18 protein-coding genes and 1 pseudogene are annotated in these 22,255 nt (G+C 54.0%); 12 read left to right on the forward strand and 7 right to left on the reverse strand.

Translation table 11 applies throughout. From position 1 onward, the window contains the following. Positions 1-447 precede the first annotated feature (447 nt). From N655_RS0101140 to N655_RS0101150, 4 genes and pseudogenes are all read left to right on the forward strand, one after another. Entirely contained in the window at positions 448-1,407 is a 960-nt protein-coding gene (locus tag N655_RS0101140; RefSeq protein WP_026441514.1) for an ADP-ribosylglycohydrolase family protein, read from the forward strand. A gap of 196 nt (positions 1,408-1,603) precedes the next feature. Next, positions 1,604-1,768 (forward strand): annotated as a pseudogene (locus N655_RS20420) (helix-turn-helix domain-containing protein); the annotation flags it as partial. 50 nt (positions 1,769-1,818) lie between these two features. After that, a complete protein-coding gene (locus tag N655_RS0101145) occupies positions 1,819-2,988 on the forward strand; it encodes a hypothetical protein (RefSeq protein WP_155987449.1) in 1,170 nt (389 codons plus the stop codon). Between the two features lie 7 nt (positions 2,989-2,995). Next, the gene (locus tag N655_RS0101150; RefSeq protein ID WP_155987450.1) at positions 2,996-3,652 is read left to right on the forward strand and encodes a hypothetical protein; all 657 of its coding nucleotides are present in this window, start codon (positions 2,996-2,998) and stop codon (positions 3,650-3,652) included. A gap of 357 nt (positions 3,653-4,009) precedes the next feature. On the opposite strand, the gene N655_RS0101155 is transcribed toward N655_RS0101150, so the two are convergent. The 4 genes from N655_RS0101155 to tnpA form a co-directional block, all read right to left on the reverse strand. After that, positions 4,010-5,211 (reverse strand): IS3 family transposase gene (locus N655_RS0101155; RefSeq protein WP_155987451.1). Its coding sequence is split into 2 segments (ribosomal slippage): positions 4,010-4,947 and positions 4,947-5,211, totalling 1,203 coding nucleotides; the frame shifts between segments, so codons are not numbered across the junction. A gap of 604 nt (positions 5,212-5,815) precedes the next feature. Beyond that, a complete protein-coding gene (locus N655_RS0101165) occupies positions 5,816-6,268 on the reverse strand; it encodes a PIN domain-containing protein (protein ID WP_026441519.1) in 453 nt (150 codons plus the stop codon). After that, complete coding sequence (locus tag N655_RS0101170; RefSeq protein ID WP_026441520.1) at positions 6,265-6,510, reverse strand: type II toxin-antitoxin system Phd/YefM family antitoxin; 246 nt, start codon at positions 6,508-6,510, stop codon at positions 6,265-6,267. The genes N655_RS0101165 and N655_RS0101170 overlap by 4 nt, the downstream gene beginning before the upstream one ends. Before the next feature lie 226 nt (positions 6,511-6,736). Beyond that, entirely contained in the window at positions 6,737-7,132 is a 396-nt protein-coding gene (gene tnpA, locus N655_RS0101175; RefSeq protein WP_026441521.1) for an IS200/IS605 family transposase, read from the reverse strand. Between tnpA and N655_RS0101180 the strand changes: the two genes are divergently transcribed. From N655_RS0101180 to N655_RS0101215, 6 genes are all read left to right on the forward strand, one after another. Then, positions 7,091-8,419, forward strand: coding sequence for an RNA-guided endonuclease InsQ/TnpB family protein (locus N655_RS0101180; protein WP_238324423.1), 1,329 nt, complete (start codon positions 7,091-7,093; stop codon positions 8,417-8,419). The genes tnpA and N655_RS0101180 overlap by 42 nt on opposite strands. 676 nt (positions 8,420-9,095) lie before the next feature. Then, on the forward strand, positions 9,096-11,231 hold the full coding sequence (locus tag N655_RS0101190; protein WP_162173463.1) for a DUF1800 family protein: 2,136 nt from the start codon (positions 9,096-9,098) through the stop codon (positions 11,229-11,231). A 10-nt stretch (positions 11,232-11,241) separates the two neighbouring features. Then, positions 11,242-12,579 (forward strand): DUF1501 domain-containing protein, encoded by a 1,338-nt coding sequence (locus N655_RS0101195; RefSeq protein ID WP_026441524.1) that lies wholly within the window; start codon positions 11,242-11,244, stop codon positions 12,577-12,579. A 1,553-nt stretch (positions 12,580-14,132) separates the two neighbouring features. Then, positions 14,133-14,951, forward strand: a complete 819-nt coding sequence (locus N655_RS0101205) for a TIGR04255 family protein (RefSeq protein ID WP_026441526.1) — start codon at positions 14,133-14,135, stop codon at positions 14,949-14,951. After that, positions 14,929-15,702, forward strand: coding sequence for a hypothetical protein (locus tag N655_RS0101210; protein ID WP_026441527.1), 774 nt, complete (start codon positions 14,929-14,931; stop codon positions 15,700-15,702). The genes N655_RS0101205 and N655_RS0101210 overlap by 23 nt, the downstream gene beginning before the upstream one ends. Positions 15,703-15,801: 99 nt before the next feature. Then, positions 15,802-16,518: a hypothetical protein gene (locus N655_RS0101215; RefSeq protein ID WP_026441528.1), complete on the forward strand. Its 717-nt coding sequence runs from the start codon at positions 15,802-15,804 to the stop codon at positions 16,516-16,518. Positions 16,519-16,737: 219 nt separating this feature from the next. On the opposite strand, the gene N655_RS20155 is transcribed toward N655_RS0101215, so the two are convergent. Then, the gene (locus tag N655_RS20155) at positions 16,738-17,373 is read right to left on the reverse strand and encodes a response regulator transcription factor (protein ID WP_155987452.1); all 636 of its coding nucleotides are present in this window, start codon (positions 17,371-17,373) and stop codon (positions 16,738-16,740) included. Positions 17,374-17,565: 192 nt separating this feature from the next. On the opposite strand from N655_RS20155, the gene N655_RS0101230 reads away from it, so the two are divergent. Then, positions 17,566-18,951 carry a sigma-54-dependent transcriptional regulator gene (locus tag N655_RS0101230; RefSeq protein ID WP_238324425.1) on the forward strand — a complete coding sequence of 462 codons (1,386 nt, stop codon included), beginning with the start codon at positions 17,566-17,568 and terminating at the stop codon, positions 18,949-18,951. Between the two features lie 16 nt (positions 18,952-18,967). On the opposite strand, the gene N655_RS0101235 is transcribed toward N655_RS0101230, so the two are convergent. Together N655_RS0101235 and N655_RS0101240 are read right to left on the reverse strand one after the other, a co-directional pair. Continuing rightward, the gene (locus tag N655_RS0101235) at positions 18,968-19,759 is read right to left on the reverse strand and encodes a HipA family kinase (RefSeq protein ID WP_026441531.1); all 792 of its coding nucleotides are present in this window, start codon (positions 19,757-19,759) and stop codon (positions 18,968-18,970) included. 72 nt (positions 19,760-19,831) lie between these two features. Further along, a complete protein-coding gene (locus N655_RS0101240) occupies positions 19,832-20,170 on the reverse strand; it encodes a hypothetical protein (RefSeq protein WP_026441532.1) in 339 nt (112 codons plus the stop codon). A 568-nt stretch (positions 20,171-20,738) separates the two neighbouring features. On the opposite strand from N655_RS0101240, the gene N655_RS0101245 reads away from it, so the two are divergent. Further along, positions 20,739-22,142 carry a Tad domain-containing protein gene (locus tag N655_RS0101245; protein ID WP_155987453.1) on the forward strand — a complete coding sequence of 468 codons (1,404 nt, stop codon included), beginning with the start codon at positions 20,739-20,741 and terminating at the stop codon, positions 22,140-22,142. Positions 22,143-22,255 lie beyond the last annotated feature (113 nt).

Here is a 22,255-nt window from a genome sequence, read left to right on the forward strand (position 1 = left end):
TTTTTTCCTGGTGCCACCGTACCTACCAGCATGGCTCCCGGCCTCCCCACGGAAACAACGAACGCACTCAGGCCACCTGCTCGGTCTTCGAAGTCACAGGTTGAGGGGGCGCCTTTGCATTCCTTCCTGCCGGCACTACAATTCAGTCGTGTTTGACTCGCGCTCCAGCATCGTTGATAGGATCTGCACCATCGCCGCAGAGGAGTTCCCCTGCTCTGTTGTGTTCGATGCAGCCGCATTGCCCTTGGTACGCTTTCGGATTCTCAATCAGAACGGTAGGGTGTGGTCGAGGGAATATCTGACATTTACGGCGAGGAAGCTGGAAGCGTTAACTCAAGCGGACCTTCGCGCCATTGTCCCAGGCGCTGTGGGCTTTCTAGGTGACGCGGCATTCCACATTTGAGTGCGTGCCCGGCGGACTGATAATTGAAGTTGAAGGTCACAGTCATGAACGTCGATGCTGAAATCCTCTCGCGTGCGGAAGGTTGTCTCCTCGGGCAGATTGCTGGCGATTCCCTCGGAAGCCTTGTTGAGTTCCAGTCACCGTCAGACATCCGCTGTCGTTATCCCGATGGTGTTAGAGAGCTTGCCGATGGGGGGACATGGGACACCATCGCTGGACAGCCAACCGATGACTCCGAAATGGCGCTGATGCTGGCAAGGATGCTGGTTAAGGAGGGCCGATACGACGCCGAGGAAGCACGCAAAGCCTACCTGTTCTGGCTCAACTCACATCCCTTCGATTGCGGTAACACTGTGTCGGCGGGGCTCCGAGGCAGACCCAACCCGGACAGCCAAGCAAATGGAGCGTTGATGCGAATTAGCCCCTTGGGAATATTTTGCTGGAACTGTGACCTTGAGAGAACATCACGGTTAGCCCAGCAGGATGCAGCGCTGACGCATCCCCATCCAGTTTGTCTCCAGGCCAACGCATTGTTCGCCATGGCAATCGCCCAGTTCGTTTCCGGCCAGAAGATCCCACAGGAAGTGTACGAGGACATCAAGGTTTGGGCAACAGAACTGAAGGTTGAGAAGACACTGATGAATGCGGTGCTCAATGCGGCAGACAGCGTACCAGCCGATTACGTGCATCAGCAAGGTTGGGTCATCATCGCGATTCAGAATGCTCTATGGCAGTTGCTCCATGCGCCTTCGCTAGAGGAAGGGGTCGTGGACACGGTGATGAGAGGCGGGGATACGGATACAAACGCCGCTATCGCCGGAGCCCTTTTGGGTGCCGCCTATGGTCGCGATGCCGTGCCTAGGCAGTGGGTCGAGAAGATACTGAGTTGCCGCCCGAAGGCTGGAGAGCCCCGCGTCCGTCGTCCGCGACCCGAGAGCTTCTGGCCGGTGGATACTCTTGAACTCGCAAGGAAGCTAGTTGCGCGAAGTGCACCTGAGTCGTGAAATCTTCAATGGACAGCACCGAAACAACGTCTGCCTCTGTCGGTCAACTGGCACAGTGGAAACCCAATTCAGCCTTGACGCCAAGAGTTCAACGCATATGCTTTAAAGGACATTCATGATCGGCCTCGGTTTTCTTGTACCAGAAGGAATGTTAGTCTTCGGCCAGAACTGAGCCTTTGAAGGCGGAGGGTTGGCTCTCGATTGGTCGAAAGCAACGGTAGGCAAATGGCGGCAGCGTTTTGTCGAGCATCGGATTCAGGGACTCTACGATGAGTTGCGGCCGGGGCGCCCGCCGAGCATCTCCGATGAGAAAGTGGCACCGCTTCTGCGTTGTACGCTGAAGAGCAAGCCGCCTGCCGGAATGCACTAACACTCTCACTGGTACAAATTACCGGGCAGGCCAGGATCGACGTGGGTAATCTGATCTACAACGGCGTACCGGATGATGCGGGTAATGTTCTTCCGCGCAACTTGACCACCGGTGCCTATCAACTACTCGATGTATCCGATAAGCCATCCCCCTCGCTTTACGAGGGTAAAGTCGTTACCGACAAGACCTATGGCCATGCCACCTACGGCTGCATGGTATGCTGTGGTTATCGCGGCGCTGAATTGCTTCCCGCAATTGCTTACGTCGGAGTTGACGAGGAGGGCGGGATCGATGTCCAGGGAATGAACGCCTGTGGAGGCGGCTGGGTGAATCTTGATGGTTATGCCAGTAGCTGGTGGTCTGGGGATACATCCATCTTGACGATGACGCCCCGTCATCTGACTGGCATCAGCATCGGCTCAACATCCACTAACTCCGTACTGACAAACATCATCTATGGGCCTGTCAGAGATGGCCAGACATGTCCGCTAAGCAATGTTCCTGTAGTCGGCCAGGGGAATGTTACACCGTCGGTGACCATCAGCGGTCCTCAGAATGTTCCGGTGACAGCATCGGGCTCCGGAGGAATCAACACGATCCAGTTGACCGCAACCGGTACTCCATCCGGCGGCACCTATTCGTGGTCATCCAGTAGTTCTGCCGTGACACTGCAGGATTCGACCGGGGCAAAAGTAACCGTTCAGGGAGCATCGGCAGGTAGCTCAACTATCACAGTTCAGTACACATTGAATGGTCAATCCGGAACGGCAACGCAGAGCGTAACAGCGCAGCAACCGACAAGTCTGAGCGCAAGTCCCGCCACTGTGTCATTTTCGTGTACGCAAATGGCGCCGGCCCTTGCCTATACAACAGACGAAGCGCAAATCACGTATACGGTCAAGGATCAAAACGGCAATGCAATCCAATTTGCTGGAATGCCCGTTGTCGAGAGCTTTTCAGAAATCAGTAACAACTGTGCCGGCGTGCCCAGCACACCTACAGCTTCCAGTGGCCAAACCCTGGCGAATGGGAGCTTCCCCACGCCTGACTATTTGGTGATGTGCTCTAGCAGTTGTATGCCAGCCAATGCCAACGGTCAACCAACTGGCTCCTGCACTTTACAGGTCAGTCAGACATGGAAAGCAAACGGACTTTCTGTTCAGACAAGAACTGTTACATACACTTGCCCAGGCCCGCCCACGGTGCAATAGGAGACCTATGTCACGCTATTTCATTTGTGTTTTCGCAGTCGCGACTCTCTGCAGCTGCCAAACTTCGCGCGATGCAACATTCCACGGCAACTTGCCCCAGGCACTGTTGATGGTGGACCAACATTTCCATGTGTCGGTTGTAGCTGAGCTCGTGGATCCCGTTCCATCTAATTTGTCAGTGCAGATAAAGCCGACCATGGATGCGTCCGCTGTGGTTACCGCCATTGTAGCGAGATGTCCCGGGTATGTCTGGACCAGAAAAGACGGCGTCTTCCTCATTGCACAAAAAACACTGCTGAGGGATTCGGCAAATCCGATGAACCAAGTGGTGCCAGAGTACCAGATACCAAACAACCTGAGCCTGTTTAAACTCAGTTTTCCAAATGCTGTAGCTGCCGCGGCACTGCACGTTTCAGGAAGCGGAGGCTTACTAAACGGGTTCTCCCTTCCGGACAATTTGTCGCCGTCACTCATCGTGCAGGATCTGCACAATAAGACGGCGAGAGAAATACTCCTTCACGTAGCCAGGGAGGTCGGCAACCTATATTCAGTTCTGATTTTACCGGATGCTCATCCCGAGAAGCAGAGGTTGGCAAACACTGATTTTCGAGACTGGGAAATTGCAGGGGGGGCCGGCATTGAACAATACAAAACGCGCTTCTGACGAGGTATCCGGCACCCTCCTGAGTGAGCAGCCTATGGTTGACAGCCCATGGTTACAGCCACTACTCCCCGGCACCATTGCTTTCCTGATTCTCGTGGCGTCCTGTGCCGGAACGATGGCAGCTGCAGAGGTACCGCAGAAGGCCACGGCCGCGGTCAGCGGGACGAGCCTATCGAACTGTGTAGTCGAGACAACAGCCACGGGTCCAGTGCATCGTTGCGCACTTGTTGTCGCCGTGAGAACGCCTCGCGCTTCCACGCCCGTGTCGATCACATTGCCGATCGAAGTCAAAACGGTGACGCAAGCCGCTGTGACACCACTAGATTGGTCAGCCGGATCTTTTGTGCCAGTGAAGAGTTAGTGTAGCGCAGTTATCTTTGATTTCAGATAGCCGCCGTCGGGGGTGTGGAGAAGTGGGAAACGCGTAGCGGTTTCCACTTCTCCATGCCCCTTGTTGCTTGTGAGCCGTGCTTCTGGTGCTGGTGGCCGATACCCCAGCGACGAGTGCGGCCGAACTGTGTTGTAGTGGACGCGCCAGCGTTCGGCCAGCACGCGCAGTTCCTTCAGCGAGTAGAAAATCTCTCCATTCAAAAACTCATCCCGGAGCTTCGAGTTGAACGACTCGCAATAGCCGTTTTCCCATGGCGAGCCAGGTTCGATATACAGTGTCTTCGCGCCCGTGTTGATCAGCCACTGACGCAGGTCTTTGGCTACGAACTCGGGGCCGTTGTCCGAACGTAGGTGCTCAGGCACGCCACGCTCAATCATCACATCGGCCAAGGATTCGATCACCCGGGCCGAGGTCCAGCGTCGTTCGGCGCGGATCAACAGACATTCGCGGCTGTATTCATCGATCAGGTTTAACAGCCGCACGCTGCGACCATTATGGGTACGCACGCTCACGAAGTCATAGCTCCACACATGGTTTCTGTGCGTTGGCCGCAGCCTTACGCACGATCCATCGTTGAGCCACAACCGCCCGCGTGGTTTCTGCTTCTTCGGTACTTTCAGCCCCTCGCGACGCCAGATACGCTCGACCCGATCCTTGCCCACCGGCCAGCCTGCATGATTGAGCAGCGCTGTGACCCGGCGGTAACCATATCGCCCATACTGTTTGGCTAATGCGATGATGGCCTGCGTCAGTTGATCTTCGTCGGCTCGCTGTGTCGGTTGGTAGCGTTGCGTGCCGCGTGGCTGATTCACCAATCGACACGCATGCCGCTCCGCCATCCCATACTGTTGCTGCGCATGAAATACCGCACGACGGCGTCGTTCAGGGCTTAGAAGTTTCCCGATGCGATGTCCTTGAGTACCAGTTTCTCCAGGCTTAACTCGCTCACCAGGCGCTTCAGCTTACCGTTTTCCTGCTCCAGTTCCTTCAGCCGCCGCGCCTGGTCCACCTTCATGCCGCCGTACTCTCTACGCCAGCGGTAGTAGGTCTGCTCCACGATTCCAGCATCCCTGCAAGCCTGCTCCGTCGCTTTCCCGTTCGCTACTGCCACTTCAATCTGCCGCAGCAGGTTCACCACCTGCTCCGGCGTATAACGCCTCCGTGCCATCTGTCCTCTCCTTGTCCAGTTCTCGCTGATTCACTGGTACATTTCAAGACCGGCACTCCAAAATACGTTTTCTGGAAAATCCGACACAATAACCCATGTAGCGACAGGCCATTTTGGGGCCGCTTACGCCGACTTCGCTTTGGGCGGAACTGCTCAAGGTCTGCCCATCGGAACTGCCGTGGCAGGAAAGCTGGACATGGACGCCGCTGGGCACAGAGGTCACAACAGGAGCATCGCACTGCATATTGGATATTGGCGTGCTGCTGCTTCCAGAAGTCGGACGCGTTGCTGTGAAGAAATGGCCCGTCCATCGGCGGTCACAGTCGAGTTGATTTGCCATTCGCCGGACTTAAACCTGGTAGTGCCGCTCTGCCCAAATGCCGCTGAGCTGAGCATGACAAGGACGTATGAAAGAGTAGAGAGAATTCTGAGGTTCGGCATATCCCGAAATGCTAGCACACTTCCGTGTACCCAAACCTTCACGACCCTCCGTGCCATTGAATGTTTATCCCGCCTTGGTCGATGCATTTGTTAGGCAGGACACAGTCATGATTTTCTACATTTCACGAGAATCGCGTATCGCGTAAGCGCAGAGCATATCACTCTATGAGTTTTGATTTAACAATGCTTCCAGCAGAGGATGTCTGGGCCGTGCAAACGGATTGATGATTGTCACACCTTTCCAGATAAATCCATCCTGCATGTCCTCGGATAAAAGAATTCGGCAATCCACCTCTGCAGCCGCGCAAACAATGACCGCATCCCAGATGCCTAATTGGTTGTTGACCGCAAGATCGGAAGCGGCCAGCATGATTTCAGCCGAGGTTTCAATCAGCGCAAACGCATTGCGCCAACTGAGGATTGCGGCTCGTGCATCGGCTGGCGGGCGGGCTGCTTTGCGAACCAATACATGGAAAAGTTCGCCGAGCGCCTGTACCGGCAATACCACGGAAGCCTGGGGCAATTTGCGCACAAGATCCACCGCCGCCTTCTTCATGGAGGTGCCGTTTATGCCTTCGGCATAGGCCAGAATGTTTGTGTCCAGTGCAACTTTCACCGTGCATCCTCATACAGTTCGTCCCGGGTCCAGCGGCCAATTTTTACCGCGGTCTGATGACGCAAACGGTCGAGAAGGGCCTTCCGCGCACCGGCTTCGATATTTCCAGGTTCGTCGGCAGGAGAGATTTTCGCTACGGGTCTTCCGTGACTGGTCACGATATAGCTACGCCCTTGCCGCACGCCGTGCAGTAGTTGAGAGAATCTGCGATTGGCATCTGCCGCCGAAACAGCCTTTTCCATGTCAACCTCCATAGTAGTGATATTCACTACTATACTTTATGCGGATTCGCTAGGCAAAGGCCCTGCTTCCGGCAGCAGGACGCCATTATTCTTGGGCCGTGTTCTCAGCGAGTGTAAGGCGATAAGAATTATGAATTGCAACTCTCGATTTCTGATCCGGTGCGCGGCAAGCCCCGCCGTTCAGGGCGGGGAAGGATAGCGCGGACGGCGTAGCCGTCCTTGGGTTTTAGTGGGGTGTCTGCTGTTGTTCGATGTACTGCCGCACGATGGAGATTGGCGCTCCGCCGCAAGATGAGGCGAAGTAAGACGGCGACCAGAGAACGCCACGCCAGTAGCGTTTCTGGATGTCGGGCCGCTCCTTGCGCAGCAGGCGGCTGGAAACGCCCTTGAGGCTGTTCACGAGATTGGAGACGGCAACCTTGGGCGGGTACTCGACCAGCAGATGCACATGATCGTCCTCGCCGTCCATCTCGATCAGTTGCGCCTCGAAGTCGGCGCAGACTTTGGCGAACATCGTGCGCAGCCGGTTGATGGCGTCGCCATCGAACACGTCGCGACGATACTTCGATACAAAGACCAAGTGAACGTGCATCTTGAAAACGCAATGCCTGCCATGCCGCATATCGTTATGCAGCGACTCCAAGCCTTCCAATACGAACTGATGCCAACCGGCGAACAGCAGCGCCAAATGCGCCGCTTCGCCGGATCGTGCCGGTTCGTGTTCAACAAGGCGCTGGCGTTGCAGAAAGAACGCTACGAGCAAGGTGAGAAGAAGCTCGGTTATGCGGGCCTGTGCAAGCTGCTCACCGAATGGCGCAACAGCCCGGACACAGCGTGGCTGGCTGATGCGCCCATCCACCCGCTGCAACAAACGCTCAAGGACTTGGAGCGCGCGTATTCCAACTTCTTCGCCAAGCGGGCCGGCTTCCCGCGCTTCAAGAAGAAAGGCCAGTCGGACGGCTTCCGCTACCCCGACCCGAAACAGATCAAACTGGAGCAGCACAACAACCGCATCTTGCTGCCCAAGCTCGGCTGGCTGCGCTACCGCAACAGCCGGGAGGCGCTGGGCAGGGTGAAAAACGTCACCGTGAGCCATCGGTGCGGCAAATGGTTCGTGAGCATCCAGACCGCGCGCGAGGTCGAGCAGCCCGTGCCGCAGGGTGGCGCGGTCGGTATCGACATGGGCATTGCCCGATTCGCCACTCTCTCGGACGGCACGTTCGTTGCCCCGCTCAACAGCTTCAAGCGGCACGAAACAGCCTTGCGCAAGGAGCAGCAGGCGATGAGTCGCAAGGTGAAATTCAGCAACAACTGGAAAAAGGCGAAAGCCCGCGTCCAGAAGATTCATGTCCGCATCGCCAACGCCCGCCGCGACTTCCTCCATAAGACCTCAACCACGATCAGCAAAAACCACGCGATGGTGTGTATCGAGGATTTGCGGGTCAGGAATATGTCTAAGTCGGCGGCAGGCGCGGCCGAAAAACCGGGCAGGAATGTTCGGGCCAAGTCTGGCCTGAACAAATCCATCCTCGATCAGGGCTGGTTTGAGTTTCGCCGCCAACTGGATTACAAGCTGGCGTGGCGTGGCGGCTGGCTCATTGTTCTACCGCCGCAGAACACGAGCCGTACCTGCCCGTGCTGCGGCCATGTCTCGACGGACAACCGCCAGACACAAGCCCGGTTTGAGTGCGTAGAATGTGGTTTCGAGGAAAACGCCGATGTCGTCGCCGCAATCAACATCCTCTCTCGCGGGATGAAAAAATTGCGAGACGAAGGGCAGGACATGGCGCACGCTTGCGTCGGGTGCGAAAGCACAGCCCGGATCGCTTGTGAAGTGAGCGATGCAGTAGGGTCGCCAGCAGCAGGAACCCACCGAAGCGACTCAGGGGCGGCTCGATGCCGCGCCTGAGCGCTGTAGGAATCTCCGGCCTTCAGGCCGGGGAGGATGTCAAGCGCGCTGGTATGTGCCTTCCGCGATGCAATCTGGAAATCGCCGGCGCGATCCGATGAAAATGGACCTGATCAAATGTCCCATGAGTTGAATTGGCAGAGCGGTTTCCAGCCCGCCGGCGGGATGTCCTGAAATGGGACGCGTATTTCTGATGTCCCATTCTGGGAAGTATGGACCGCATAACAATATCAATCACTTAAAAGGCAGGGCTTGATTCAGCTTCCCATTTTGGGAATGAGCCCTCTTCACCGCCAATTCCCTTTTCCGAACAAGTCGTTTTGTTTGAACCGTTTACGGAAAGGTCGCAGTTTGGCAAGAAGCCTGCACATTCCTGTGAGCAGAAGATGTCAGCTCGACACTAAAGGAACATCATGCACATTTCTTCTTGCTGTTATTACTGCCTTGCCGAAAACTCACGCGAGCCCATTTGCTGGTTTCCAGCCGACGCATTCGTCTACCGATTGAACCAGCACTTCGGACGACCCAGCCCTCATTGCTTGCCGATGGCGCAAGTTGGTGCGCCCTGATTTCACGGTTCTTGATCGACGATGAACCAACCATAAGTCAGAAATGTGAGCCTTAAAGGATTTTGCCTATGGCTATACGTGTGTATTCGTGTATAGGAAGAGCTCTCTTGCCTTTAATTTTTGCTGGATATTGTATCGGATGCGGAAGCAAAGGCGGGACAGGAGCCCCAACACTGTCGATTACTGGCCCGGCACAGGTACGCCTTGGCGGAACAGCACAGTATGCAATCACCGATACAGGTGCTTCAAGCCCGTCTGTGGTGTGGACAGTGACGGGTGGCGGAACAATTTCTTCTGCGGGTCTTTACACAGCACCTCCAGTTACGGGGTCAGTCGGAGTAGCCACGATATCTGCCTACCTCGCCAGCAATCCGAGCATTGCGGCGTCGGTCAGCGTATCGGTGATTAACCCAATACCATCTATCAGCACGGTGTCCGTGGATGTGGGCGAGTTAGCATCATCGATCACAGTGAAAGGATCCGGCTTTGTCCCCGGATCCACGTTGCTCATCGGCCAGACAGCGGTGACGCCAAGCTCTATTACCTCTACTTCAATGGTCGCTCGAATATCGACATTGAGTCTTCAAATGAATAGCATTCCCGTCCAGGTGACGAATCCTGATCCCGGATCAGCTTCGTCAAACGTGGCTACGCTCGCAATCCCGCAACCAGCAGCAACGATCACCGCTGCGACGCGACTTCTGGATCAGGCGAGCTTTGGGCCAACTCTCGCGGCTGTCTCCCATGTACAAAGCGTGGGCATTAATGGGTACCTGCAAGAGCAGTTTGCCATGCAGCCCTCATTGGTTACTGAAATGCCGAATACCTACGATCAGTATGCCCACATGTACCCAAGCTGCCAAAATATACCCGACTGCGCATCCGATGACTATTTCATACAAAATATGATCTTTGCCCCGGATCAGCTGCGCCAACGGGTCGTCTTTGCATTATCCAAGATTTGGACCGTATCTCTAACGAGCGTGCCATCGTTTTATTTTCCTCATTTTCTCAATCTTCTGAGCGAGGATGCATTTAGCAATTGGCGGCAGATCATGCAGGACGTCACAATGTCTCCTGCGATGGGGATCTTTCTGAATTCGGTCAACAACATGGTCCAGAGCCCCACCGACCGCCCGAATGAGAATTATGCGCGCGAATTACTGCAGGTATTTTCTACTGGGACCTCACGCCTCAATGAAGATGGAAGTTTGCAGGTGGATGGATCTGGAAATCCGATTCCCATATACACTCAGGCGCAGATCACAGCCATGGCTAAGGTCTTTACCGGTCTTACGTTTGCTAACGAAGATTGTTCAACTCCATCGGCTCCGATTTATTTGCCACCGAATGACAACACTGTGTTCGGTGCGAATTGTCCGATGGCCATCCTGGATTCATATCACGATCACACCGAAAAGCACATCATTAACGGTGTGGTTCTACCTGCAGGGCAGAACACTCAGGCTGACATTTCACAAACTCTGGATGCCATCTTTCAGGACCCAGACCTGCCCCCTTTCATTGTTAAGCAGTTGATCCAGAATCTGGTAAAGAGTGACCCCAGTCCGGACTATGTGCAGCGGATTGTCAATGTATTTAAAGACAACGGCTCAGGCGTGCGTGGTGACATGAAAGCCGTCCTTCAGGCGATTCTGCTCGACCCAGAGGCGCGTGCTGGGGATGACCCCAGTGCAGAAAGGACGGATGCCGGCCATCTCAGAGACCCAATTCTTTGGTTCATGGCAGTCACGAGAGCACTCAATCCATCGTTACTGGGCCCGCCCAATGATATTAGCGCGGTCAACTACCTCGACTACTATTTGTATCTGTTCGGTGAACAGCCCAATGATGCTCCTAGCGTTTTTGGTTACTATTCGCCACAGTATCGAATCTCTGGAGCCAACATCCCAGCACCGGAATTTGAGTTGGAACTACCAGCCACTCTGTTCAATGAGGCGCAGATTCTCGACGCATATATTCTTACGAACCGCATGAGCCCTCAATCCGATGGAGCCACGATATATTTTGACACTTCGGCCAGCGGTACTCTTGGCACACTTGCATCGCAAGGGCCCGATGCCCTACTGGATGCCATCAGCGTGCTGTTCTATCACGGTCAGATGACTTCGGCGATGCGGACTGCGTTCGAGGGTGCCTTGCAAGGGCTTCCTCCGGACCAAATGGTTCGTGTTGCTGTATATCTGGCGGCAACATCTCCACAATTTCGGGTCATTCAATAAGGGGGAGCTTATGAATCAATCACGGAGAGAGTTTATAAAGCACCTGGGATTTCTGAGCGGCGCAGCAGCCTTCTCGCAATTGGCTGCGCTGGCCCATGCGCCTGCACAAACTATATCGGGTAACGACTACAAAGCCATTGTGTGCCTGTTTCTGTATGGCGGCAACGACTCTGGCAATATGCTGGTACCCTTTGATGCAACAAACTACGCCCTGTATTCAAAGAGCCGCGGTTCCCTGGCCTTAGGGCAATCGCAGTTACTTCCCTTGCAGGGCTTACCATATGCAATCCATCCCAGTATGCCTGAAGTGCAAACGATGTTTGCTCAAAAGGACTTGGCCTTCGTCGTTAACATGGGCCCGCTGGTTACCCCATTATCGAAGAATCAGTACCTCGCTGGCTCGGTACCCTTACCCCAGAATCTCTTTTCTCATCCGGATCAGCAGTCCCTCATGCAGACAGGCGCCTTTGTATCCGGGGCCGGCAATGGGTGGGGAGGAAGTTTCATCGATGCGTTGCCAACAAACTGTAAAGGGGGGGTGCTCCCCCAGGCCATATCATATGCGGGTGGCACTGTCTTTATTAACGGGCCGCAGTCCACAGGATTTATCGCGCCCAGTAATCCAGGAGCGAGTGCATGCCAGGAAGGCGCCGCATGCGCTGCCGTGCAAGAGGCTGCTGCGAAGATCGCGGCATGTGAAAACAGTGTTGTGCTTGTGCAACAAGACGCAAGCATTATAAACACCATTAATCAAGAGAACCAAGCATATGCTCAAGTCCTTTCGGGTGTGTCGCCTCTGCAGACTCAATTCTCACCAGGCGTTGGCTCAGCTCTACAGCAAGTGGCGCAACTGATCCAGGTAAGAGATAAGGTTGGTGCTCCGCGCCAAGTGTTCTTCGTAGGGCTTGGGAGCTTCGACACTCACGCGACACAATTGGATTATCACGCGCAGCTGTTAAAGAACCTGAGCAGTGGACTCTCCTCTTGGAAGCAGGCCGCTGAAGAGCTCGGAATCTGGAATAACGTAGTGTTGCTGACCTTGTCGGACTTCAACCGGACGCTGATGGCGAATTCTTCTGGAGGCAGCGATCATGCCTGGGGAGGCCACCAGATCGTGATGGGTGGGCCAGTGCAAGGCGGATCTGTATACGGCACTTTCCCAACACTGGAGTTGGGCGGCCCAGACGATGTTGATACCGTTGGACGCTTGCTACCCACTACATCTCTTACGCAGGTCTTGGCCGAGCTCGCGACCTGGTTTGGCGTGCCAGCAAGCAGTATTGCTTCCTTGCTGCCCAATCTCATTAATTTTCAAAGTCCAAGCGTCGGCTTTATTCGAGCAAGCTGATTGCCGCTGTACCGCGGGCATTCGATGAGGCCGTACTCATTCGTAGGGGCCATGGCTGTAGAGATCGAGCGCCAGGCCAATTATGCGCGCCTGAGGCGCGAGTGATCAGATTTTCTTCCCTGTGGCCCTTGCTCGACCACCCAAGAGAGGCGAACGGCCGACCACGGATCGTGGCGATTGAAGCCGTGGTACATCGGAGATTCCGTCGAAGACCTTGCCCGCAGGTCGTTTATGCCCTCTTGCCATGCCAGCAGCATCCGCAGATCCAATCCATCCGACGAAACTGAACTAGGCGGGTGTGTCGGCCGAGATAGGCCGCCTCGCTTGAATCAATAGCAGGATCTCAATGGTCGGGGCGGAGGGATTCGAACCCCCGACCCTCTGCTCCCAAAATAAATTATTTACGGAATTTCCAAGGACTTAGCGGGAGCGGTTGGCGCTGTAAGTCCCGCAAAAGAGCCCTGAGAAATCGTTACTGTGGGGCTAAAGTGGGGGCGAGTGAGGATGGATGTCGGAGATCTCTGGAAGCAACCTGCAGTTTGTGCAGACCGTAGCGTGAAGTATATATGCGCTATTGGGAACCAGCAGGTCGGCTGGACCGAACGGTGACTTCTTGGGTTGCATCTCCAACATTCAAGAGCTTTCTGCAATAGAAACATCTGCCCAGTTCCCGAACCTATATGGACGCTCACCAAAGTAGTTCTCCTGCCAAACGTCCTCCCATGAGATTCGCTTGCCCTGGTACCGAAGTTTCTCGGCCAATCTGGGAAGAACGCGGGCATGGATTGCAGCGTGGTTAGGGATGACGACAAGCCCGAATAGGTCATAGCAAGACTTGCGCTGTGACTTCTGAAGATATCGCCTGATTTCCCTTTCAAAATTGGGACCGTTTGCGGTGACAATAATGTATCCCGACTGGTGAGCGCTAACAACAACGGAAGAATCGCGTGTAGACTGGCTCAACTTCGCCTGAGCAAATGTAACTACGCGCTTCTCTCGGAAATAGGACGAAGCGGCCTGGCTGTCGTCGTCTATGAGAAATCTGTAACCCCGCATTTGTTCCCTTACTCAGTCGAAGAGGTCGAACCGTCGATCACCCGATAAGTTGCCGAAAAGGTTTGGATTGCAGTTCTTGGACCGAAACTCGAAAATTGCGCGCGAGGTCATTGGCTGCGTCTCGATATTCTCTGGTACCTGGGACATCGTCGAGTTGCTCACGTGTGAGACAAAAGTCTGACTCTTTTCCATACGCGGTGACGATGAAGGCGTAGGAATTGCCATTACTGAGCCGGTTGCGGATCGGACAGTTTCAGCGTCTTGCCGCTTTCAGAGATATTGCGGAAGTAATCTGCTGCGCGGGATGTCTCCTGAGAGAGTTGCACGACATATCCTTAATGTTTTTGCCAAGGGATCAGGTGGAAGGTGCCACTTTGCATCCACTTCGGCCTCCCGGGTGCATTCAGGCCCCAATTTGGGTCTCGGAAGCATCCTTTCCGGGCCGCATGCGTCTATTATATTGAAAATCTGTAAAGTCGTGTGTAAAGTTGCTTGAGATGAAAAGAACCCATCCACCACTGAGACTTCCCGGATCACCCCTGATCTACGTGGTCGCGCAGGTGAATATTTCTGCTGTCGTTGCGATAGAGCGCTATGTCCCAGAGATCCAAGAAAAACTGCGCAAGAATGGATTTCCAGGTTACGCGAACGCGCAGGTACCGGAACTTGTCTTTGAGGCTATTGGCGCTCGACCGGTCATTAGCCCGTTGTCGCGATATGAATTCCAAGACAAGGAGGGACGGACGGCGATCGTTCTGACTCCAAAATCGATTGCCGTTCATACCAACCGCTATACGACTTTCGATAATTTTCACTCGATCATTGGGCTTGCCCTAGAGACCATCCACGGTGCCGCTGACCTTCAGTTGCATGAGCGGATCGGCTTACGGTATGTGGATTTGATCGAGCTGGAGACCGGAGAAGAACTGAAGGATTATCTGGCGCCGCGTCTTTTGGGCTATAACCAAGCCGAAATAGGTGTATCAGAGGGATCATTTAATTTTCACTTCGAGGGAAAAACTCCCTATGGGCGGCTGGTCGCACGGCACTACCCGCCGCAGATTAGGAACATGCTACCTCCAGATCTGGCAGGCCTTTCGTTGAACTATAGTTATCGCCCCGATCCCTTACCAGGTCGAGCTTCACTGCTCGATTTTGATCATGCAGCTGACTATAAGAGCGATTTCGTGATTGAGGAAATCCTTGAAACTCTTGAGAATCTTCATGACGGCCTCGATATCATTTTCAGAGATTCGGTAACTGCAGCGGCACTCAAGAAATGGGGAAGAGAGAATGTTGCAGGCATTAAAATCTGAGCCAATTTCTGCGAAGCGTTCATTTCCGCATCTTCCTGCGTCAGTTCTTTGTGATGTTCAGAGAAGTGTACCCGCAATCAATTTCATAGATATCACTGATGTCACTGGGAGGCACGAAACAGAGCCAGGGCTCTTTGCGTTCTATGATCGGGCTCTTGAGAGTCTCGTCCAAACGACCTACTACGGTACCGGCGGCGAGCCTCTCTGGGCGGGAACGATGCAGAACTTATTCTCCGCGAGTGGGGCATACATCGTAGTACGGAATCCTCCGCTGATAGGTCCAGCGACGGGATCTGGCGTTGCTGCGCCGCTAGATATCGGTAGGCAGCTTGCTTTTGTACGTCATTACCTGTCACTAAACACGACCGACCTATCGAGAATACTGCTGGTCGAGCGCCCGACGGTCTATGCCTGGCTAGACGGCAAGTGGGATCCGAAACAGGAGAACAAGGGAAGAATCAGAAAACTCTATCAGGTCGCGCGTACCTGGCATGAAATGTCGAAGCAGCCTCTTGGCAAGCTGTTGCGTGAGCCCATTGAGGGGGATGTCAATCTCATGGATTACCTTGTTCGCGAGACACTTGAAATGGCAGCGATCAACCGAGCTTTGGAACTGATGCGCGAACAGTCTGAGCGGATGGCTAAATCCAAACGTGTACGCAGTGTTCGTGAAGTTGCCAAGCAGCGCGGGTTCAAGCCGCTTTCCTCTGCCCAAGAAGATGAGCGTTTTGATCAAATCACCAAGTTCTGAGTAAAGTGAGGAGCAAGGTAACTGGCCACAAACCCGCAAATTCCGGATCGTCGTTGGCGGCAAGGCAGCATCGTTCCCCACGAAGCACTTGCCGCTCATTTGCGGGTTGTTGATCCCGAGGCACTCTACATCCTTCTTACGCAGGACTGTGACATCCTGCACCACGATTATGATGCTGAGCCGGATATTGAGCTTCATATCGCTCGAATAGTGGGTGAAGCGGACGGCAATCTGTTCCACGCTAAAAATCCACGTCGGCTGCAATTCACGGTTGCCAATCAAACATACGAGATCAAAATGCACGAGCGGAGCTATGCCCCGCGCGAATGCCTCCTGGGTCATGTGCCTCGGGATTTGAATCTTGAAGAGGACCTGATTCGAACCATCATCCGATGGACCGCAAATCGGTATCTCCGTAGTGCATTCCCGGATGGCTTCAATGAACGTTTAGCCACCGCTAAGAGGTCGATGATGAGAATTGAAACAGCCCTGAAACGTGGGGGAACCCTGATCACCGGAATCTTTCTGCGGGTTGATCCGGCAGAAGAGATTCCTGCGGAGGAACCGTATCAAGTAATCATGCGGCTCACGGCGCGAGAGGAAATCTTCGAACAGCGAGAATTGGAAACCAGGGCGTTGGAACTGACTGAGGCGATCCGACGGGAATTCGACAATATTGATGGAATCGAGGTCGTCGATTATGCGTTGGTCTCCGAAGCGGACTTCAGCTTGGCAGATGTCCGCGCCACGCTGCGGTGGGACTACGATTATCTCAGCTACCGAGGGGGAACTCCCGATGACCCCGCTCCAGCCTGATTTCTCTCATCAGCGGCAGGTCAAGCACAATCAGCAAGCGAAATGCCCTTACATTGAATCCCACCTTCCAGGAGCGTTTCCATCGCGAAGCTCCGCCATTTTATCTCTTGCATTGAGGGAATCAGCCAGCATCCGTTTGCCCGTGTCTTTGAACTCCAGAAGATCTGACATTTGAATGTCCTGCTCTCGGCCTTCGCTTCGCCACTGCCGGAGGCAAGATTAAGCCGTATCTGATAGCAGATTTGAAGGAAACAATTGATTTTGCGCAGCAAAAAGCGCCAAACTCAATCGATCAAATGTTCCTGTCTTACGATAAACGCTGCGCAGATGATTCTTAACTGTCTGTTCAGTGGTCTGCATCTTCGCGGCAATATCGCTGGTTTTCCAGTTCTGCAGCACATAGGCAACAATCAGCCTTTCTTTGCGAGAAAGCATACTGAAGATTTGGCTGCTGATTGCTTGCCGATAAAGAGACGCCAAAATATCAGCCGGCATCTGCAGATACCTGTCGTTTTTCAAAACCTTTTGCACACAGTCAATGAGTGCGAGAGAACTCGATTGACGATAAAAAATGCCATTCACTCCGAGTTCCAGCCAAGAGCGGGGTGATTCTCCGCTTTCAAGAAGGACGATAGAACGACATCCCATAGTTTGCATGTGAGGAATTAGGGCCTGCCAATCGAATGCTGAAGAACAAAGGAGAATAGAGTGGCGGAAATAATTTAGCAACTGATGCAAGCGAACCTGGTTATCACATTTCGCAATGACTTGAATATTGTCCTCGTGCGCAAGGATGTGTTCCATCCCAGCACAAAAAAGAGATTGATTATCTGCGAGTATGACATTTGTTTTCAAGGGAAATGTCCTACCTTATCACGTGAGTTGGGCTAATAGGCTAATTTTTGTCGAGTCATAGCCGCATGTCTAGTTACCGAAGTGTGGAGGGTTTAAGCGAAAACCGCAAATTGCTGCTTGTAGGAAGCGGCATTCCCTAGAATGCTAACCACAACCCCCTTTTCCACTATGTCTGAAGAAATCTGTATCTTGATGTCTGTTCTGATTGTGGATGAAGATGCAGCGGTGCGTTCAGCCTGCTGTGAAATTGTTTCATCCAAAGGATGGGCCACCTACAGCGCCCAGGACACAGCCTCTGCGCTTGCTCTTCTCAGAGGAAACAGTATGGATGTGGTGCTTCTTGGTCTGAAGGGCACGGACATTCCTGGACTGGAACTCCTGAAGCAGGTGCGGGACCTGCACCCGGAAACGGCCATCGTCGTCATGACCGCTTATGCCACGGTCCCCTCTGCGGTAGAAGCCATGCGTCTGGGTGCTTCTGATTACCTTACCAAGCCCTTTACCATGGATGAGCTGCTGGCGGTCCTGGACCGTGCTGCAGAGAAACGTGCGCTGGACATTGCCAGTCGGCGTCTGCGAGAAAAGCTACGCACGCAGCAGGGTCTGAGCAACATCATAGGCCGCAGTGCGGAAATGGACAGGATCTACCGCATCCTCTCCAAAGTGGCGCTGACGACGCACCCGGTCCTCATTATGGGAGAGAGCGGCACGGGCAAGGAGCTGGTGGCGCGGGCCATTCACAATCACGGCCCGAATGCCGGAAAACCATTCGTCCCGGTGGACTGCAGCTCGATTGTACCCACGCTGATCGAAAATGAGCTTTTTGGGCATGTAAAGGGAGCATTTACCGGGGCAAACCGCTCGCGGGACGGTCTGCTGGTTTCTGCTGCCGGGGGCACGGTCTTTCTCGATGAGATTGGTGAAATGCCACTGGACCTTCAGGCAAAACTTCTGCGCGCCCTGCAGGAAAAAGAGGTGCGACCGGTAGGGGCCACGCACCGCGTCCCCATTCACGTCCGCATTCTGGCTGCTACCAACCGAAACCTTCCGGAAATGGTGGAACAGGGACGCTTTCGCAAAGACCTTTTTTATCGCCTGAATGTGGTCAATCTGCGGCTGCCGCCTCTGCGGCAGCGGCGCGAGGACATTCCCCTGCTCATTGCCCACTTTCTGGAGCGCAAAAACCGTGAGTACGGCAAGACCTTCCGTGTGAGTGATGAGATGATGCGCGTGTTGATGGAATACGATTGGCCGGGAAATGTCCGTGAACTGGAACATCTGATTGACCGTTCCTGCGCGTATTGCTCCGGCAACCTGCTTCAGCTGGGCGATGCCCCGACGGCGCTCATTGAATTCTATGCAAACACACGTCCGCGTCCCCTGACTACAGAGGCCGCTCCATCGGATACTTCGCTGCTCTCTCCCTCGGTGACCCCTCTGGTGGAACTGGAAAAACAGGCCATCCTGAGTGCTTTGCAGGCATTGCAGGGCGATAAGCTGGCCGCGGCCAGGCTGCTTGGCATTGGCAAAACCACCCTCTACCGCAAAATCAAGGAATATGGCCTCGGCAATGCATGAGAAAGGGCAATCCATATTACGGCCAGTTTGGAAATGGCTGTCGTGAAGAGTAACGAAATTCCAGGATCAGGTCTCTGACGCGACTGCGGCGGAGATCGAGATCATGCACTAAGCGCTCAAGGGCTGGTATGTCGTTACCGAACCACTCCGGCGGAATGGAAAAGGCGAAGTTCAGAAGTGTCTCAAGGGAGCATTCTTCGATCCGCGTGAGCCATGGTTCAAAACTGTGCCATCCCGTCACCTGCCGGTACACGACATTTCGCGCATAGGCTCCGCGAAGCGGAGCATCTTTAAAGCGCCATTCGCCTCCGTTAAAGCACATCCCCTGGTCGATGTGAATCGCTTGATAACGGTTGCGGACTTTGACAAACACCGCTTGTCGTCCATCAGCGTTTCCCGTCCATCGATCAAAGGCCAAGGCTCCGGCAAACGAGGAAAGATTGGTCACGGCCAGAAGCAGATGTTCGGGCAGGTAATCAACGACTGTACCGGGCAGCAATCCTCCACACAATCGGGATCCGAACTGCACACCTGGTTGGCAAGGCTCATAGTGTTGTCCTAGGTGGAAGTTCAATTCCGGATGGTCGTCGAGAAATTCTTGGGAAACGAGGACTCGTTCGTAATCAGGAATTGGGAGTCCTATATGCTTCATCAGCAATGCCCCAAACCATTCATTGGCCAACACCCGCGGATGCTGCGGATTGTTCTGAAACTTGACAATATAGGGGTGACCGTCTGAGCAAAGCAATAAAAAGCTCTGGGTTTCTCCCCGCATTTTGCGCAACACCTGTGTCGCTGTAACCATCATTTCCTCGTTCGCTTAGTCGGACAGAGTTCGCTTAGTCAGACAGATGGTTCGCTTCAAGACACAGCAATGGACTTAATCGGTCCAAATGCGGTTCAGCAAGGTCTCCAGCTCTGCGCGGTCGCAGGAACCTGTTTCGACCGTCTGGATCGGTCCCACAGAGCTGTCCATGATGTCTTCGAACAACATCGTGGCCTCTCGGGGATCGCAACGGTCCCATTCCTCTAAAGTTGTGCGGGCCATGTCCAGTAGCGGGCTGGGATGGTATTGGCTGTCCCAAGCTGGTCGCTGAAACACACGCAGCGATCCATCCCCGCTTTCTGCTGGGAAAAGCACCACAGCTGCCACGATCTTCCCGCCGGTAGACAACGGGTCTGGAGCAAATTGGACGAGGCTGTAGAGAATCTTCTGCATAATTTAGCCTGCGAGGCTGGAACGACAGGGAGGGAGTGCCTTCCCAGTCTAGCATTTGAACTGCGCCACCAACCAGACGCTCTGGAGAACTATTCGTATTTGTCGTCATCTTTCTCTGGAACCTTAAGCAGAAAAAATAAGAAAATACTTCGCAGACCTGGATTGGGAAAATGTTTCTTAGTCCTGCTTTAATACGTTTTTTTTGGTGTTTTGTGGGGAGCATAGCCGTTTTGTATGGATCCAGTAAACAAACCAAAGTAACGACTGAACCAGATGCGACAATGTAACTACAAAATTGGCTGGTTAGGAACCGATCTCGAAGTATTGTCCGGTCCTTAGATTTGCGATCCGGAAGGTGAGGCTATCGGTATTCCGGATATCCAGAATGTCGACCACTGGAACGACTGCCGTCACTTCTCACCGAAAAAATCCTTGTACTGTATCTTTGTTGCCACCCTGTCCATCGGCTAACGTTGCCCCTGAAAGGGGACCGTGCGTGAACTTTCTGACATTTACCCGCCGGGTGGTCTGTTTTCTATCCCGCTTCCTTCACGAGGAAACCGGACAGATGGCGCCGACGATCATGACGGCCATGCTTCTTGGCTGGGCCATGTTCCTAGGAGCAGCCGTGGATATGTCGAATCTGTGGGTGCATAAGTACCGCGCGATGACAGCGGCGAGGTCCGCGTGCTTAGCAGGCGCTGGGGACCTAGCCTGGGCGGCAGCGCAGGGAACGGCTCAGGCCATCACAAATTTTCAGGCCAGTCCTACAGGCTTTCCTATAGCAGTGAAGAGCAACACCGGTGGCTATGTGATTCCCAACCAAAGTGTCTCGCTGTCGGGCACATGCTCGACTGGGACCAATAATGCGATCTGTGCCTATGCATCGGCAAATGGATATAACACTTCATCGGGCGCCAGCGTGAGCTGGACGGTCAGCAATGTGCCTCCTTCGGGAGGCACCATCAATCCCAATAGTGCTGGCGGTATACCTTCCTATACGTATGCAGCCAACATTGGCACACCGGCGTCTCCAGCAAATGGTGTTCTGCCGTATCTACACGTGAGTGTGGCAGAGAAGGTGTCGACGTATTTGCTGTCGATTTTCCCCTATTTTCATTCTCCTGTTACGGTCCAGGCGGGGTGCGATTGCGGCTTGGAAGGCTCTCCGGGTCCAGAGCAGTCCATTACCGCTGCCTGCCCATTCAATGAGTGGGCATACAATCCTGCCGAATGGCAATCGGTCCAGGCCGGGCAGATCCGAACCCGAGGGAACAACTTCGGATACGGTGATTCTGCTAGTTATGTGTTCTTCAATTGCGATGACGACTGGATTGATCAATCGGGCGCACATCATCCGTGGAACTATTTATCAACCTTGCCGAATGTGACGGTGGACAACGTTGCCATGAGGCAATCTGTCGGCAACCAGGAGACAGGTGCGGGCCATGCCGTAATTATCTCTGTAGCCTTGGCTGCCAGCGCCACGCCCTTTACTCCGCAGCCATGTTCCTACGCTTCCGCCCAGCCGAATATCCCTGGACTGATCGATTGGCTCTCGTCTGATTATTTGGTGGAGAGTGTAAACAAGACCGCTACATACCTGTACGAAGCAGATACGAATCCGACGTACTCTCCCTGGAGGACGCAGCCGCCTACGTGGACTGAATCTCTGCCGCCGAGCGGGTATGGATATCCATTCATATCGAACCCAGATACTTCCAGCCAGCAATATGAGCCAGCGATCGCATTTGTGGCCACATCTGGTCAGCCCAGCTCGCGCTGGAGCCTCGGCGTTGATACCACCGCTATCCTGACTGCGCTCCGCACCAAAAGATATTTTGGTTTTGGATGGTGCTTCCAGGGCAACGGCAAGCGCGACTTTATTGGCAACCCCTCTGGGTCCATCGGGTCACTCACAATCTACTTCCACCAGGGAGGCACGAAGGTTTCCACGTTTGCCAACTACTGAGGCGAGTTCAGGAAAACCACGGCTCACTAGGAAAAGCGGAGGCGAGGCAGCACGTCTTCAGAACTAAACGTGAACTAGATACAACGCCAGATATGGCGTCACGGATGCCTGCT

The organism is Pseudacidobacterium ailaaui (assembly GCF_000688455.1).
GTDB classification, from domain to species: Bacteria; Acidobacteriota; Terriglobia; order Terriglobales; family Acidobacteriaceae; genus Pseudacidobacterium; species Pseudacidobacterium ailaaui.